The sequence below is a fragment of the Comamonas sp. SY3 genome (genome assembly GCF_041730275.1).
Lineage (GTDB): Bacteria > Pseudomonadota > Gammaproteobacteria > Burkholderiales > Burkholderiaceae_C > Comamonas > Comamonas sediminis.
The window spans coordinates 387691-403971 of record NZ_JBGTYN010000002.1; the positions used below are offsets into that span (position 1 = coordinate 387691).

Here is a 16281-nt window from a genome sequence, read left to right on the forward strand (position 1 = left end):
GTCCGCAAGGGCTGGCATACGCCTTTATAATCAGAATTTCCCACCTCCCTAAAAGACATGACCAAATTTGTCTTCGTTACTGGCGGTGTGGTGTCTTCCCTGGGCAAGGGAATCGCCTCAGCCTCCCTTGCAGCGATTTTGGAATCGCGCGGACTCAAAGTCACCCTGATCAAGCTGGATCCCTACATCAACGTGGATCCAGGCACCATGTCCCCCTTCCAGCACGGCGAAGTGTTTGTGACGGACGATGGCGCCGAGACCGACCTGGACCTGGGCCACTATGAGCGTTTCATCGAAACGCGCATGCGCCAGTCCAACAACTTCACGACCGGCCGCATCTACCAAAGTGTTCTTGAAAAAGAACGCCGTGGTGACTACCTGGGCAAGACCGTGCAGGTCATTCCCCACATCACCAACGAGATCCAGGAGTACGTCAAGCGCGGCGCCGGCATCGGCACCGACCACGCTGTCGATGTCGCCATCTGCGAAATCGGTGGTACGGTCGGCGATATCGAGTCGCTGCCCTTCCTCGAAGCGGTGCGCCAGCTGTCGCTCAAGCTCGGCCCCAACAACTCGGCCTTTGTGCACCTGACCTACCTGCCCTACATCGCAGCGGCCGGCGAGCTCAAGACCAAGCCCACCCAGCACACGGTGCAGAAGCTGCGCGAAATTGGTATCCAGCCCGATGCGCTGCTGTGCCGCGCCCAGCATGCCGTCCCCGAGGAAGAGCGTGACAAGATCTCCTTGTTCACCAATGTGCAATCCTGGGGCGTCATCAGCATGTGGGATGTGGACACCATCTACAAGGTGCCCCGCATGCTGCACGAGCAGGGCCTGGACGGCCTCATCTGCGACAAGCTGCGCCTGAACACACCTCCGGCCAACCTCAAGCGCTGGGATGACCTGGTCTATGAGACCGAGCACCCCAAGGGCGAAGTGGCCATTGCGATGGTGGGCAAGTATGTCGAGCTGTCGGATGCCTACAAGTCCGTCAACGAAGCGCTCAAGCACGCCGGCATGCAAAACCATGTGCGCGTCAAGATCACGCACGTGGATTCGGAAACCATCCATGACAGCGATGCAGCCGAGCTGCTCAAGAGCTATGACGGCATCCTGGTGCCCGGCGGCTTTGGCTCGCGCGGCGTGGAAGGCAAGATCTCCACGGCCAAGTTTGCCCGTGAAGGCAAGGTGCCCTACCTGGGCATCTGCCTGGGCATGCAGGTGGCCACCATTGAATACGCCCGCCATGTGGCAGGGCTGGACAATGCCAACTCCACCGAGTTCGACCGCCAGACCCCCCACCCCGTGATCGCGCTGATCACCGAGTGGAAGGATGCCGACGGCACGATCAAGACCCGCGACGAGAACTCGGACCTGGGCGGCACGATGCGCCTGGGCGCGCAATCGTCCGATGTGCAAAAGGACACGCTGGCCCACAGCATCTACGGCGATGTGGTGACCGAACGCCACCGCCACCGCTACGAAGCCAACACCCAGTACCTGGACCAGCTGCGCAACGCGGGCCTGGTGATCTCCGCGCTGACCCAGCGCGAGCACCTGACCGAGATCGTCGAGCTGCCCAAGGCGGTACACCCCTGGTTCATCGGCGTGCAGTTCCACCCCGAGTTCAAGTCCACCCCCTGGGCCGGCCATCCGCTGTTCAATGCCTTCATCAAGGCAGCAGTCGATCGCAAGAAGCAGGCAGCCAAGTAAAATTGCGGCCACGCTGCGGCACATACTGAAGCCATGACAAACAAAGCACCCACCAACGCTGCGTTTCTCATGGCGTCTTTGCTTTCACCCCATCCTTAAGGAACACCGTCCATGCAATTGTGCGGATTTGATATCGGGCTTGATAAACCGTTTTTCCTGATCGCCGGCCCCTGCGTGGTCGAGTCCGAGCAGCTGCAGATGGATGTGGCCGGACAGCTCAAGGAAATGACGTCCAGCCTGGGCATCCCCTTTATCTTCAAGAGCAGCTTTGACAAGGCCAACCGCAGCTCGGGCACGAGCTTTCGCGGCCCTGGCATGGAAAAAGGCCTGGAGATTCTGGCCAAGGTGAAAAAAGAGCTGAATGTACCCATCCTCACCGATGTGCACACCGAAGCCGAAGTGCCCTACGTCGCCAGCATCGTCGATGTGCTGCAGACACCGGCCTTCCTGTGCCGCCAGACCGACTTCATCCGTGCGGTCGCCCAATCCGGCAAGCCAGTCAACATCAAGAAGGGCCAGTTTCTGGCCCCGCATGACATGAAGAATGTCATCGACAAGGCCCGCGCTGCCGCCAAGGAAGTGGGCCTGCCCGAGGACAGCTTCATGGCCTGCGAACGCGGCGCCAGCTTTGGCTACAACAACCTGGTGAGCGACATGCGCTCGCTCGCCATTATGCGCGAGACCCATGCGCCGGTGGTGTTCGATGCCACCCACAGCGTGCAGCTGCCCGGCGGCAATGGCACCTCCAGCGGCGGCATGCGCGAGATGGTTCCCGTGCTGGCCCGCGCAGCAATTGCCGTAGGCGTCGCCGGCGTGTTCATGGAAACCCATCCTGACCCCTGCAATGCGCTGAGCGATGGCCCCAATGCGGTACCGCTCAAGCACATGAAGGCCTTGCTCGAAACCATGGTGGCGCTCGACGGCATCACCAAGAAGAACGGTTTCCTGGAAAACAATTTTGGAGCTTAAATGCCAAGCGCATACATCATTGCATCGGTCACCGTCACCGACCCGGAGCAGTACGAGGAGTACCGCAAGTTCAGCACCATCGCCATGCAGGCCTATGATGCCGAAGTCTGCGTGCGCGGTGGCAAGGTCGAGGTGATCGAGGGCGACTGGAACCCCGGCCGCACCGTGATCCTGAAGTTCAAGGACAGCGAGCAGGCCCGCCGTTTCTACGACTCCCCCGAGTACAGCAAGGCGCGCGAAGCGCGTGCCGGTGCCGCCATCATGCGCATGGTACTGGTCGAAGGCGTTTAAGCGCTGCCTCGCCCTGCCCACCCCTTTTGATTCCGTGCAGTTGCAGTCCACCCGTTTGCAGCGCACCATCCCGTTTCTCAATCTCTGAAAGGCTCTAAAGTGAGTGCAATTGTTGATATCGTTGGCCGCGAAATTCTGGATTCGCGTGGCAACCCCACTGTGGAATGTGATGTATTGCTGGAATCGGGTGTGATGGGCCGCGCGGCCGTCCCATCGGGCGCCTCCACCGGTTCGCGTGAAGCCATCGAGCTGCGCGATGGCGACAAGAGCCGCTACCTGGGCAAGGGCGTGCTCAAGGCCGTCGAGCACATCAATACCGAAATCTCCGAAGCCATCCTGGGCCTGGATGCCGCCGAGCAGGCCTTCCTGGACAAGACCCTGATCGACCTGGACAACACCGACAACAAGAGCCGCCTGGGCGCCAACGCCATGCTGGCCGTGTCGATGGCCGTGGCCCGCGCCGCTGCCGAAGAAGCCGGCCTGCCGCTGTACCGCTACTTTGGCGGCATGGGCGGTGTGCAACTGCCAGTGCCGATGATGAACGTCATCAACGGTGGCGCACACGCCAACAACTCGCTGGACCTGCAAGAGTTCATGATCGTGCCCGTCGGTGCGCCGAGCTTCCGTGAAGCGCTGCGCTGGGGTGCCGAAGTGTTCCACGCGCTGAAGAAGATCATCGACAGCCGTGGCATGCCCACCGCCGTGGGCGACGAAGGCGGTTTCGCGCCATCGGTCGAGAACCATGAAGCGGCCATTCAGCTGATCCTCGAAGCCATCGACCAGGCGGGCTATACCGCTGGCGACCAGATCGCGCTGGCGCTGGACTGCGCTGCCTCCGAGTTCTACAAGGACGGCAAGTACGTGCTCGAAGGCGAAGGCGGCATTAGCCTGACGGCCGAGCAGTGGACCGACATGCTGGCCGCCTGGTGCGACAAGTACCCGATCATCTCCATCGAAGACGGCATGCACGAAGGCGACTGGGATGGCTGGAAGGTGCTGACCGAGCGCCTGGGCAAGAAGGTGCAGCTGGTCGGTGACGACCTGTTCGTGACCAACACCAAGATCCTCAAGGAAGGCATCGACAAGGGCATCGCCAACTCGATCCTGATCAAGATCAACCAGATCGGCACCTTGAGCGAAACCTTTGCCGCCATCGAGATGGCCAAGCGCGCCGGCTACACCGCCGTGATCTCGCACCGCTCGGGCGAAACCGAAGACAGCACCATCGCCGACATCGCCGTGGGCTTGAACGCCGGCCAGATCAAGACCGGTTCGCTGAGCCGCTCGGACCGCATGGCCAAGTACAACCAACTGCTGCGCATCGAGGAAGACCTGGGCGAAGTGGCAGTGTATCCAGGCCGCGCCGCCTTCTACAATCTGCGCTAAGCTTGTCTCGGGGCATGGCTGACAGCCGTGTCCTGACTGCCTCCCGGACTTCTGTTTGCCATGATTTCTCGCATTGTTCCTTTTGTGCTGCTGGCCATCCTGGTCAGCATCCATGCCCAGCTCTGGAGTGGGCGCGGCAGCGTGCCCTACGTCAAGGACATGAAGCAGCAAATTGCCACCCAGAAAACGGAGAACGAAGCGGCCACGCGTGAGAACGTGCGCCTGGAGACCGAGGTCAACGACCTCAAGCAGGGCATGGACATGGTTGAGGGCAAGGCCCGCAATGAGCTCGGCATGGTCAAGCCCAATGAAGTGTTTGTGCAGTACACGCGCAAATAAGACAGCGCGGCCCCCAGCCCCAGTAAGCGCCTCCCAGGAGGCGCTTTTTTTTCGCCCTGGCCTGCCTTAGGCCGTATCATCGCCGCCATGCCTGCGCTGCCCTTCTCCGCCATCACACCCCGCCCCATGGGCTCGCCACCGGCGGTCTACCTGGCCTCGGCAGCCTGCGCGGATGCAGAGCAGCTCGCGCAGCAACTGGCGCATTACCTGGCGCAGTGCAATAGGGCATCGCCACCCGCATTTGTGCTGCAGGCCTGCAGCCTTGCGCAACTCACCGCCTCGCCCATGGCAGAGCTGCCAGCCGCGTTCCTGGCCCGGCATGACGCGGTGCTGCTGCTGGCGCCACCGATGCGTGACAGTGCAAGCGGAGCCGATCCCGCCCAGACCCTGCTGATGCAGGCACGCCTGCACCTGGTGACCCAGGGGCAGGCGTTTCAATTGTTGTTCAGCCAGGGGCACCGGCTGGAGCAAGAGGCGCTGGCGGCACTGTGCAACTGGTTCCCGGAGGCGCCGGGCCTGCAGGCCTTGCGCACGGCTTTGCGCCAGGCCAACCCCGGCGCGCGTGCACGCTGGAACTGCGAAAAATGCAGCGATCCCGATTGCGAGCTGCGCCTGTTCCAGGGCCTGATCACCCCCTCGGCCAGCTAGGCGCCGCCAGGGCGCCCGGCGTCACTGCACCAGGTTGGAGGCTGGCGGGTCATTGCCGCGTTCGGTAAACAGGTGCGCCACATCAACGGCATCGAAGCGGTATTGCTGGCCACAGAATTCGCAACCGACCTCGATCATGCCCTGCTCTTCCAGAATGCTGTCGGACTCTTCCTGGCCCAGGCTGCGCAGCATGTTGCCGACGCGCTCGCGGCTGCAGGTGCAGGCAAAGTGCGGGCCGCCTTCGCCGTCTTCGGGCACAAAGCGCAGCAGCTTTTCCTCCCAGAACAGGCGGTGCAGGATGGTCTCGACATCGAGGTTCAGCAGCTCATCGCGGGTCAGGCTGGCAGCCAGATGGGCAATGCGGTTGTACTCTTCGTTCAGGCCGATCTGGTCGACCTCTTCGGTATTCTGGGCCCCGGCTGCCAGGTTGGCCTCGCCCTTGATCGGCATGCGCTGCACGATCAGGCCAGCAGCCACCTTGTCGTTGGCCGCCAGCACCAGCACGGTGTCGAGCTGTTCGGACTGGCGCATGTACTGCTGCAGGATCGCGGCCATGCTCTCCAGCGGCTGGCCATCCACATCGACCAGCGGCACCACGCCCTGGTAGGGTTGCTGGCCGGGTTGCTTGTCCTTGGGGTCCAGCGTGATCGCGCAGCGGCCCTTGCCATGCACATTGACCATGTCGGTCAGGGTCGCGTCAGCTGGCAGATCACCGATCATCGTGACGGTGGAGCGCACGCTCAGGTTGGTCAGCACCTCGGTGACGGCCAGCTTCACCGGGCCATCGCCCGAAATCTGGAACACCAGCGCGCCATTGAATTTGATGTTGGACTGCATCAGCACGCCGGCGGCGGTCATCTCGCCGAGCATCTCCTGCACCGGCAGTGGGTACGGGCCGGTACTGGTATTGACTGCGCGGCGCTGCAAGATCTCTTGCCAGGCATCGGTCAGTCGGACAATGGCGCCCCGCACGGGCAGCCCATCAAACAAAAATTTATGCAGTTCAGACACTGTGATTCTTCCCATTCAATACATGCAGGCCGGCAGCGCCCGGGCATGCTGCCCGGCGCAACAGCGCCTCAATCGGGCAATTTTCGCAGACCCGCCTTGAAACGCCGGGCGTTGGCCATATAGCCCTCTGCACTGCGCCGCAGCCCATCGATCTGTTCCGGGCTCAACGTGCGCACCACCTTGGCAGGGCTGCCCACAATCAAGCTGCCTTCCGGAAACTCCTTGTTCTCGGTCACGACCGCACCAGCACCTACGAGGCAGTGGCGCCCGATTTTGGCGCCGTTGAGCACAATGGCCCCCATGCCGATCAGCGATTCATCACCGATCGTGCAGCCATGCAAGATGACGTTATGGCCGATAGTGACATGCTTGCCGATGTCCAAGGGCTTGCCCTTGTCGGTGTGCAGCACGCTGCCGTCCTGGATATTGCTGCCCTCGCCGATGCGGATCGGGTCATTGTCCCCGCGCAGGATGGCGCCGAACCACACACTGCTGTCTGCAGCCATCTCCACCCGGCCGATCACCTGCGCGCTGTCTGCAATCCAAGCCGACGCTGCAACCTGCGGCTGCACGCCATCGAGTTCATACTTTGCCATCATGTCTCCATCGGTTTATGGTTCCGGGCCAAGGCCTCACAGGCATCAGAGACGCCCCGCCGGGCAGCACGCCGCCACATGCGTACCAGCCTCATAATTGTAGGGATGGAATTACGTCAATCCGCCTTGCAGGCCCTGTGTGTGGCCAATGCCGAGGAAAAATCCGCGCTCACCCTTGCCATGTATGCGCAAAGAGCCACAATTTCAATAGCACCCCAGGCGCAGTTGGCGGTCCCCCAGGGCGTCACCCTGCCCGGCCACCCGGCCAAGCCCGAGCTCAAGGTCCATACCGCCATGGGCAGGCGCTCGCCCGCCACGGCCGAGGGCCGCGCCATCTTGCTGCACGCCATCGCGCATATCGAGTTCAATGCCATCAACCTGGCGCTCGATGCCATCTGGCGCTATGGCGGCATGCCCGAGGCTTTCTACCAGGACTGGTTGCAGGTGGCGGCAGAGGAAGCCAAGCATTTCCGGCTATTGCGCGCCCATTTGCGCAAATGGGGCCACGACTATGGCGACTACCCGGCCCACCAGGGGCTGTGGACCATGTGCGAGAAAACCGCCGATAACATCGTGGCGCGCATGGCCTTGGTGCCCCGCACCTTGGAGGCCCGTGGTTTGGATGCAACTCCCCAGATTCAGGGAAAATTGCAACAAACTTCTGCCGATGATGCGCTGGAGGCCGTGGCCATTCTGGACATCATCCTGCGCGAAGAGGTGGGCCATGTCGCGATCGGTAACCACTGGTACCGGTACCTCTGCGCGCAGCGCAATCTGGATCCGGAACAGCACTACAGCTGGCTTGTGGGGCATTACGAAGCACCACGCCCGCGCCCGCCCATCAATCTGTCTGCGCGGCGCCTGGCCGGCTTCAGCGAGAGCGAACTGGACTGGCTGCAGGGACAACTGTAACAAACTGACGCTTTTTAAACCCCAAAAGCGTGTGCAGTTTGCTACAAAACCTGCAGGTTCACTCTATCCTCAGACGCGTGAAATGCCCGATATGAAGGACAATGCACGTCGATCCCGAGATAACAAAATGCAGACATTGCTTGCGCCAGTTGCTGGTGAGGCACCACTGATGCATGCCATGGTTCAGCCGTACATGCAACAGACGAGCGCGCCCTCCGCAACCCCATCCTCCTTGGCCACGGCCTTGGTGTTTACGTCGCCTGCCCCCCCGATTGCCTGGCAGCCGATCAAAGATGCCGATGACACCGTCATCGGCCACGAGATATTCAACCGCTCCCGCACCGCGTCGGCCCATACGCTGGAATCCGACCTGGCATTGACCCATGCCGTGCTTTCACATATTGAACCCGCCCCGCTGCTCGGCGACGGGTTGCTTTTTCTGAACACGACCTTCGAGAGCCTGCACGGCAGCCACCTTGATCTGCTGCCCGCGCACCAGATCGTGCTGGAAATACCCTCGCTCGGCCACGCCGCATCGTCCGAAGCCATGGCCCGCCGCCCGGCGCTGGAAGCGTTGCGTGCCAGGGGCTTTGCGCTTGCCTTCAACCATTCCGTGCTCGATTCCGCCTACGCACCCTGGCATGACCTGGTCAATTACCTGAAGATTGACTTTTCGGTGCTGTCGGCCGAGCGTGCCGTGCTGATGCTGCAATGGGCCCGGCGCATCTCCGGCGCGACATTGATTGCCGACAAGATCGAGTCCACCGCACAGCTCCAACTGGCCAAGGAGAACAAGGCCCACCTGTTGCAGGGCTATGCGGTCAGCCGGCCCGAACCGGTACCTGCCAGGGTGGTGCTGCCCAGCACGGCCGATGTTGCCGCGCTGGCGGCTGTGCTGAGCAGCCAGGCAGACGCCGGCGCACTGGTGGAGCTGATGCAGCGCCGCCCGGCCCTGCTGTTCAATCTGCTGCGCATGGCGCACTCGCAAGCCCTGGATGCGCGCACGCCTTACCAGTCGCTGCTGACCTTGATCCAGGCCTATTCGGCCGAACAGTTGAAGGCTTGGGAGACCCTGCTCCAGGCAGTGGCCACGAAGATTCCCCAGCTGCCGCAAATACAGTACTGCGAGAAAGTTTTCCCGCACCAAAGTGCGGAGCTGGCTGCAAAGGCACAGATGCGATGGCCCGACGCCCCGGCAGGCAGCCTCCAGCTGATGGCCAGCGCCTTGCTGCTCGGCCATATGCTGGGTATGACAGTCGCGCAAACGGCCGACCAGCTGCTGCCCGGTGCGCTGGCCCAACCGGTGCGCCTGCTGGCCTCGGAGTGGCAGGCCATGCTGCCTGCGCTGGCCTGACCCCGCCCTTCCCGTCATCGCAAAAAAGCCCGGTGCTTGTGCAGCACCGGGCTTTCTTTTGGGCCATGCGGTTACCAGCACCTGCAGGTGCTGTATGCAGCAGGCTTAACCGATCGAGGCATCCAGGTCGTCGTCGTGCGCACGCTCGCGGATGAAGAAGGAGGCGATCAGGCCCAGTGTCACGCCGAACATCACGTAGAAGGCAGGCGACATCGTCGAGCCCGTCGTCTTGATCAACCAGGTCACGATGAACTGCGCAAAACCACCAAACACCATCACGGCGATGTTGTAGGCCATGGACATGCCGACCGAACGCACATGGGCGGGGAACAGCTCTGCCATCACCGTGCTGAAGACGCCGAAAAACACCGACACAAACAGGCAGACCACGACCTGCACCGTCATCAGCTTCGCAATGGTCGGGCCATCGGTCAGCCAGGCGTAGAGCGGGTACAGCACCACCAGGTAACCGAGCAGCGAGCCGATCATCAAAGGACGGCGGCCCACGCGGTCCGACCAGGCGCCCATGAAAGGCATCAGCACCACCATCATCGCGGCACCCGCCATCTGGACCATGAAGGTGTCGTGCAGCGGCAGCTTCAAGGTCACGGTGGAGTAGGTCACCAGGTAGGTGAAGGTGATGTAGATCGACACGGTGGCCGTTACCACCAGGCCCATGCCCACCAGGGTTTCACGCGCATGGGTGCGCAGCATCTCCAGTACACCAACTTGCTTGACGGTACCCGCCTTTTGCGCGGCCTGCATCTTCACAAAAGTCTCAGGCTCTTCGACATGGCGGCGAATGTAGATGGCGACTGGCACGATCAACAGACCTACAGCAAACGGAATGCGCCAGGCCCAGGACATCAGCTGCTCCTGCGTGAAAAAGTCGGTGATCAAGGTACCCACCGCCGCACCAATCAGCAGAGCCGCCATCTGGCCTGTCATCTGCCAGGAGCCGTAAAAGCCGCGCTTGCCCTTGGGTGCGAGCTCGATCAGCAGTGCGGTGGAGGTACCGAACTCACCGCCAGCGGCAAAACCCTGCAGCAGACGCGCCAGCACGATGAAGATCGGCGCCCAGATACCCACACCCTGGTAGGTGGGCGCAAACGTGATCAGCGCAATGGCCACCGCCATGATGCCGGTGACCATCACCATCGCGGCCTTGCGGCCCTTGCGGTCGCCATACAGTCCCAGCAGGATGCCGCCGACGGGGCGCATAAAGAAGCCTACGCCAAACACGGCCGTGGTCATCAGGATGCGGTTGAGGTCATCACTGGGATCATTGGGATTGGAGGGGAAGAACAGCTTCGCCACGATCGGCGTCATGAAGGCAAAGACCAGAAAGTCATACCATTCAAGCGCGTTGCCAATGACAGCGGCCAGAATATTTCGCTTGGATACAGCAGTAGATTGCACGCAAAAATCCTAAAAAACACGAGGCACAGCCGGCAGCAACACGGCTAGATGCAATAACGTAACGGAAAACGATCTTTGAACGGCTACCACCAGGAAACCGGGCATGCGGCGCAGCAAGGCGAGCAAAGCCAGACCACAGACCGCACCAGGCTGGATTCATGCAGGAAATGCATGAATAACCACCGAGATCAGCATTGAATTGTAATGGGTGGAAAACGGCGCGCAGGACGCCAAAGCGGCATTTAGCCTATGAGTCAGGCGCAGGAAAACCGCTTTTCCCAGTCTGCGGGAAGCCGCTGCGCCAGCAACGGCAACACTGCGCTCCGCCGCAAGCGTGTTGCCTAGCGCGTGCGTCGGGGGTTTCAGCGGCGGTCGGCTAAGGCATGGGCAATCGTGCCCAGATCCACATATTCCAACTCGCTGCCAATGGGCACGCCCCGTGCCAGGCGCGTAAAACCAATGCCTTTGCGTTGCAAGGCGTCCCCGATCACATGGGCAGTGGCCTCGCCTTCAGCGGTGAAATTAGTGGCCAGAATCACCTCCTGCACCACGCCATCCGTGGCCCGCTGCAACAGCTGCAGCACCCCAATATCGCGCGGGCCCACGCCATCGAGCGGCGACAGGCGCCCCATCAGCACGTAGTAATAGCCTTTGTAGGCGCCGGTGCGCTCCAGTGCTGCCTGGTCCGCCGGTGTCTCCACCACGCACAGGCGTGCGGCATCCCGCCCTTCATCCAGACAGGTGTCGCAAATGCGGTTTTCGGTAAACGTGTGGCAGCGTTCGCAGTGCTGCACACGGCTGCTGGCCTCGTGCAGTGCACGCGAGAGCAGTTCGGCCCCCTCCCGGTCGTTTTGCAGCAGGTGAAAAGCCATGCGCGATGCCGACTTTACCCCCACCCCCGGCAGGCGGCGCAGCGCCTGCACCAGTGCATCCAAGGTGCCCGTATCAGACATGGACCATTCCTTCCGGGCAGTGCATGGGGCAGCCAAGCCCGTGACGGCGCGCGGCTGTCAAGGGCTGGAGAACGCTCAGAGCTTGTGGCAAAACGAAGCGCTTAGAACGGGAACTTCATGCCGCCGGGCAGGCCTGGCATGCCAGCGGTGATCTTGCCCATCTTCTCGTTGCTGGTCTCTTCTGCCTTGCGCACGGCGGCGTTGAAAGCGGCAGCCACCAGGTCTTCGAGCATGTCCTTGTCTTCGGCCAGCAGGCTGGGGTCAATGGTCACGCGCTTGACGTCGTGCTTGCAGGTCATCAGCACCTTGACGAGGCCGGCACCGGACTCACCTTCGACCTCGATGTTGGCCAGGTCATCCTGGGCCTTCTTGAGGTTGTCCTGCATGGCCTGGGCTTGCTTCATCAAACCGGCGAGTTGTCCTTTGTTGAACATGGAAAATCCTTTTGTATAAAAACCTGCGGCAGGTGGGAGCGCCCATCTGCCCGCGAACGCCGCATCATAGAGGCTGAATGCTACCGGGCACTATTTTCGCGCCAAATTGCTGTATCAAAGACTGGACATAGGGATCGTTGCGCACCGTCGCTTCGGCCGCACGCTGGCGAGCCTGCACCGCATGGGCCTTGCGGCGTGCGGGGCAGTCCGTCACGGGGCCGACGGACACCTGGATCTTGCCCACCAGACCAGCGGCCACCAAGGCCGTGCGCAGACGCTCGATCGTGCCAGGCTGCGCCAGCGATTCCAGGTCCACGCGCAGCGACCACACCTCGGCCTCGCGCTGGATCAGCTGGGAGCGCAGCGCCAACTGGCGTGCCACAGCGGTAATGGCCTCGGCCTGCACCAGCCCGGTGACGGTGTCGTTCCAGAAACGGCCCTCTTCGGTGTCCTCGAACTCTGGCGGAACCCGTCCCAGGTTTTCGCCAAAGCTGGCAGCGGGCCGGTCCAGCTCGCTGGCCTGCGGCGTTTGCACCGGCAAGGCGATCAGACTCGCGCGCTCTTCAGCCACCACCACCGTCGTCTGCACCGCCACTTCGGCATCGGAGCGGCCCGGCAACCCCGGGGGCTCATCATCGGCGTAGGCGTCGATCGGCACTTCGTCGAAATAAGGCGCAGCGGTCTCGTCATCGGCGTCGCTGCCCGCGTCCGGCAAGCTATCGTCGTCATGGGCTTGCGGCTGCTCCTCCTCCACCAGCTCTTTCTCTGTCTGGGCCGGTGTCGGCGGGTCGATCGCCGCAGGCGCCGGCGCAGCGGCACGGGCCGGAATCAAATCCTCTGCGCTGCGCACTGGCAGCTTGACAGCCTCCACGATAGGCGCGGCTATGTGACCGGCCCCTGCGGCCCCACCGGAAGCGGGTTGGGCCATCGAGTTGGCCACCACGGCCGGGGCGGGTGCGGCAGTAGTTACCGGCGCAGCAGGCGCGGCAACCGGCTGGGCTGCAGCGAGAGGCGCAGGCGCAGGTGCAGCTATGGGCGCAGCCAACGCACCGGCCAACTGCGGTGGTTGAGAAGATGCGGCTGGCGATGGCGATGGCGATGGCGATGGCGATGGCGATGGCGATGGCGATGGCGATGGCGGTACTTGCGCCGCTACAGGCGGAGCGACAGACGCAACGGCAGCCTGGGCCGCCGCCGTTTTGGGTGCGGCAACCGCGCTATTCAGAGTTTTTTTTTCAGCCGAGCCCGCAGGCTTGAAGGCCAGCAGCCGCAGCAGCGCCATCGTCAACGCGGCATATTCATCAGGCGCCAGTCCCAGCTCGCCCCGGCCATGCAGTGCAATGCTGTAGAGCAGCTGGGTCTCGTCCGCCGGCATTTGCTGGGCCAAGCGCAGCAGTTCCTGCTGCTCCCCGTCGTCTTCGCTTGCAGCGGCTTGCGCCTTGTCGGGCACCGCCTGTAACACGGCCATGCGCTGCAGCTGCACGGCCATGTCTTCCAACGTAGACGCAGCCGACAAGCCCTGGTGGCGCAGCTGGTTGACGGTGTCGACGACCTCGGCACCGTCACCACGTGCCAACGCATCGATCAGGCGGAACACGTGGCTGGAATCGACGGCGCCCAGCATCTGGCGCACGCTGGCCTCTTGCAGCTGGCCACCACCAAAGGCGATCGCCTGGTCGGTCAGCGATAGCGCATCGCGCATCGAGCCACGGGCCGAGCGCGACAGCAGGCGCAGCGCCGGTGGCTCGGAGGAAATCTGCTCCTGCACCAGCACGCGTCCCAGGTGTTCCTGGATGGTCTCTGGCGCCATGGGGCGCAGGTTGAACTGCAGGCAGCGCGACAGCACCGTGACCGGCACCTTCTGCGGGTCGGTCGTTGCCAGCACAAACTTCAGGTATTCGGGCGGCTCTTCCAAGGTCTTCAACATGGCGTTGAAGGCGGTGTTGGTGAGCATGTGCACTTCGTCGATCATGAAGACCTTGAAGCGGCCCTGCACCGGCTTGTACACCGCCTGCTCCAGCAAGCCCTGTACTTCGTCGACACCCCGGTTGGACGCGGCATCGAGCTCGGTGTAATCGGGAAAGCGCCCGCTGTCGATCTCGGTACAGGCCGGGCACACGCCGCATGGTGCAGCCGTGATGCCGCCATGGCCGTCCACCCCGGTGCAGTTGAGCGACTTGGCCAGAATGCGCGAGACCGTCGTCTTGCCCACACCACGGGTTCCCGTGAACAGATAGGCGTGGTGCAAGCGCTGCTGTACCAGCGCATTGGACAGCGCTTGCACCACATGCTCCTGGCCTACCATTTCAGAGAAATTCCGTGGACGGTATTTGCGAGCGAGAACAAGATAAGACATAGCACCGCATTCTACGGTCAGTCGCAGCCATGCAAGGCGCTGGCTCCGCGCTGCATGCAATACTTTTAGGCGCCGCACCCTGCCACCTGGACGATCAGGGACTTTTTGGCCCGCTTGGCCGGAACACATGCATTCTTTAGGTACAATCGGTCCCTGACGGGCCTCCTCGCATGGGGAAGCGGCCAACCGGGTCAGGTGGGGAACCAAGCAGCCCTAACTGTGGATCCAGTGCCGGGGTCAGGCTCGTCACCTTCATTCCTTAGAGTTCTTTCAGATCAAGAACTTGAGTCCTAGCAAGGACTTAGACCTCCTCAACTGTGCCCTTTCGCTGTGTCACTTCCATCTAAATCTAGACAGGGAAACGACATGGCAAGAGGAGCGGTGGGCCTCCATCTACGGAAAGACTCCTCCATTTACCAGTTCCGTGCGTCAGTACCCGAAGACCTCATGAGCATCTACGGCACTGACCGCATTCGGGAGAGCCTTCATACCTCCAACCGGCAAGAGGCAATCCTCAAGGCAAATCGCAGGCGCACTGAGCTACTAGAGGAGTTCGAGGCCAAGCGCAAAGCCCTCAATCCCCAGACTCTGGAGGTCATCACTCCGGAGCTGGCGCAGGTCCTAGCCGATGGTGCACGCCGTAGAGTCCTCCAGGGAGACCGGAGCCGAAGGCAGGGGAATGACCCCATCTTCAATGCTCTATCCCAGGCAGCCCTATCCCGGCTCCCCTTCATGCCGAATCCGGATGGCTCCATTACTCTGCCCGAGAGGGACCCTCTGGATGGTCTCTCGCTATGGGAGACAATCGGCCTAGAGGTACTGAACGGCAGGCAGTTTCAGGAGGCTGGGGAGGACCTAGCTCGGATGAATCTCCGATCTGTCTTGCCACTCCTTCAGGCTGATGCTCTGGCCATGGGCTTCACCGTTACCAGGGAGACCGGAGGCCTGAAGGAGGCGCTCTATGCCTACCTATCAGCCTACCGCATGGGCTGGCAGGAAGCCACCCAGAGGGACGCAGGAGAGCCTATTGAGACGGATAACCCCCTACCCCTCACCTTTGCACCAAAGGACTCCACAGGGGCTCTAGCGGCCTCCAAAAGCCACACTAATACCACCCTCATGGAGGTCTATGGCCGCTGGCTGAAGATCAAGACCCGAACCAAGTCAACAGAACAGGCTTACAAGCTGGCGGTAGAGTGGTGCGAGGAGCATCTAGGCAAGCCTCTGTATGTCCAACGAATGACCAGAGAACAGGGGGATTCCTTCAGGGCATGGCTGCAGGAGCCAGATAGAGCAATCAGCAAGAAGACCGCTCGGGACAGACTCACGGCCATAAAGTCTTTACTGGTCTATGCCTACAGGGAACTGGGACTGATCGACAAACAACCCTGGGAAGGCCTGGACATCAAGACCCCCAGAACTCCCACCCGAAGGAGCTGGAAGGATGAGGAGCTACAGACCCTATTTGGTCAACCCCTATTCCAAGCCTATGACACCCCCAAGGGCTCCAAGAGTGGAAGCGATTCAGCCTATTGGATTCCCCTGCTAGGTCTCTATACCGGAGCCCGCATAGGAGAGCTGGCGCAGCTACGGACCACAGACATCACAGATGAAGACGGAACCCCAGTCCTGCGCATCACGGATGAGGACGGGAAACGACTAAAGACAGATGCCTCTCGGAGGTCCATCCCCATTCACCCCGAACTGATCCGGCTAGGCCTGCTGGAGTATGCGGAAGCCATCCGCAAGGCAGGTCATGCGAGCCTCTGGCCGATCCTCACATTGCCACCAGAGAGACCAGGGCTCAACATTTCCAATTGGTTCGGTCAATACCGCAGGGATAGCGTAAGCGTCCGGTCATCCCATCTTGACTCGCAATAGCGTGCGGCGAAGGCGTTTG

15 protein-coding genes and 1 other RNA gene are annotated in these 16281 nt (G+C 61.9%); 10 read left to right on the forward strand and 6 right to left on the reverse strand.

From position 1 onward, the window contains the following. The first annotated feature begins 57 nt into the window (after positions 1-57). The 6 genes from ACCQ08_RS04860 (at position 58) to ACCQ08_RS04885 (ending at position 5346) form a co-directional block, all read left to right on the forward strand. Positions 58-1713, forward strand: coding sequence for a CTP synthase (locus ACCQ08_RS04860; protein WP_230778111.1), 1656 nt, complete (start codon positions 58-60; stop codon positions 1711-1713). Between the two features lie 111 nt (positions 1714-1824). Further along, on the forward strand, positions 1825-2682 hold the full coding sequence (gene kdsA / locus ACCQ08_RS04865) for a 3-deoxy-8-phosphooctulonate synthase (RefSeq protein WP_369459132.1): 858 nt from the start codon (positions 1825-1827) through the stop codon (positions 2680-2682). Then, positions 2683-2973, forward strand: coding sequence for a DUF1330 domain-containing protein (locus tag ACCQ08_RS04870; RefSeq protein WP_312409229.1), 291 nt, complete (start codon positions 2683-2685; stop codon positions 2971-2973). A gap of 99 nt (positions 2974-3072) precedes the next feature. Next, entirely contained in the window at positions 3073-4359 is a 1287-nt protein-coding gene (eno, locus tag ACCQ08_RS04875; protein WP_239812217.1) for a phosphopyruvate hydratase, read from the forward strand. Between the two features lie 60 nt (positions 4360-4419). Continuing rightward, positions 4420-4698, forward strand: a complete 279-nt coding sequence (locus ACCQ08_RS04880; RefSeq protein ID WP_021028246.1) for a septum formation initiator family protein — start codon at positions 4420-4422, stop codon at positions 4696-4698. An 87-nt stretch (positions 4699-4785) separates the two neighbouring features. Beyond that, a complete protein-coding gene (locus ACCQ08_RS04885; RefSeq protein WP_373449070.1) occupies positions 4786-5346 on the forward strand; it encodes a hypothetical protein in 561 nt (186 codons plus the stop codon). A 21-nt stretch (positions 5347-5367) separates the two neighbouring features. Here ACCQ08_RS04885 and ACCQ08_RS04890 read toward each other — a convergent pair whose 3' ends face one another. Together ACCQ08_RS04890 and ACCQ08_RS04895 are read right to left on the reverse strand one after the other, a co-directional pair. Further along, positions 5368-6357 carry an Hsp33 family molecular chaperone HslO gene (locus ACCQ08_RS04890; RefSeq protein ID WP_230778097.1) on the reverse strand — a complete coding sequence of 330 codons (990 nt, stop codon included), beginning with the start codon at positions 6355-6357 and terminating at the stop codon, positions 5368-5370. 68 nt (positions 6358-6425) lie between these two features. Continuing rightward, complete coding sequence (locus tag ACCQ08_RS04895; RefSeq protein WP_239812220.1) at positions 6426-6953, reverse strand: gamma carbonic anhydrase family protein; 528 nt, start codon at positions 6951-6953, stop codon at positions 6426-6428. A 105-nt stretch (positions 6954-7058) separates the two neighbouring features. Between ACCQ08_RS04895 and ACCQ08_RS04900 the strand changes: the two genes are divergently transcribed. Both ACCQ08_RS04900 and ACCQ08_RS04905 read left to right on the forward strand, forming a co-directional pair. Further along, the gene (locus ACCQ08_RS04900; protein WP_373449071.1) at positions 7059-7865 is read left to right on the forward strand and encodes a ferritin-like domain-containing protein; all 807 of its coding nucleotides are present in this window, start codon (positions 7059-7061) and stop codon (positions 7863-7865) included. Between the two features lie 193 nt (positions 7866-8058). Then, positions 8059-9219 carry an EAL domain-containing protein gene (locus tag ACCQ08_RS04905; protein WP_312834962.1) on the forward strand — a complete coding sequence of 387 codons (1161 nt, stop codon included), beginning with the start codon at positions 8059-8061 and terminating at the stop codon, positions 9217-9219. 105 nt (positions 9220-9324) lie between these two features. Here the strand turns inward: ACCQ08_RS04905 and ACCQ08_RS04910 are convergent, their stop codons facing one another. The 4 genes from ACCQ08_RS04910 to dnaX form a co-directional block, all read right to left on the reverse strand. Further along, positions 9325-10638 carry an MFS transporter gene (locus ACCQ08_RS04910; RefSeq protein WP_239812223.1) on the reverse strand — a complete coding sequence of 438 codons (1314 nt, stop codon included), beginning with the start codon at positions 10636-10638 and terminating at the stop codon, positions 9325-9327. A 362-nt stretch (positions 10639-11000) separates the two neighbouring features. Beyond that, complete coding sequence (gene recR / locus ACCQ08_RS04915; protein WP_239812224.1) at positions 11001-11591, reverse strand: recombination mediator RecR; 591 nt, start codon at positions 11589-11591, stop codon at positions 11001-11003. A 101-nt stretch (positions 11592-11692) separates the two neighbouring features. Further along, positions 11693-12025: a YbaB/EbfC family nucleoid-associated protein gene (locus ACCQ08_RS04920; protein ID WP_239812225.1), complete on the reverse strand. Its 333-nt coding sequence runs from the start codon at positions 12023-12025 to the stop codon at positions 11693-11695. A 64-nt stretch (positions 12026-12089) separates the two neighbouring features. Further along, the gene (gene dnaX, locus ACCQ08_RS04925; protein WP_373449072.1) at positions 12090-14381 is read right to left on the reverse strand and encodes a DNA polymerase III subunit gamma/tau; all 2292 of its coding nucleotides are present in this window, start codon (positions 14379-14381) and stop codon (positions 12090-12092) included. A 155-nt stretch (positions 14382-14536) separates the two neighbouring features. On the opposite strand from dnaX, the gene ffs reads away from it, so the two are divergent. Together ffs and ACCQ08_RS04935 are read left to right on the forward strand one after the other, a co-directional pair. Beyond that, positions 14537-14632, forward strand: an RNA gene (gene ffs, locus ACCQ08_RS04930) — signal recognition particle sRNA small type. Positions 14633-14747: 115 nt separating this feature from the next. Then, entirely contained in the window at positions 14748-16262 is a 1515-nt protein-coding gene (locus ACCQ08_RS04935) for a DUF6538 domain-containing protein (RefSeq protein WP_373449073.1), read from the forward strand. Positions 16263-16281: the final 19 nt, after the last annotated feature.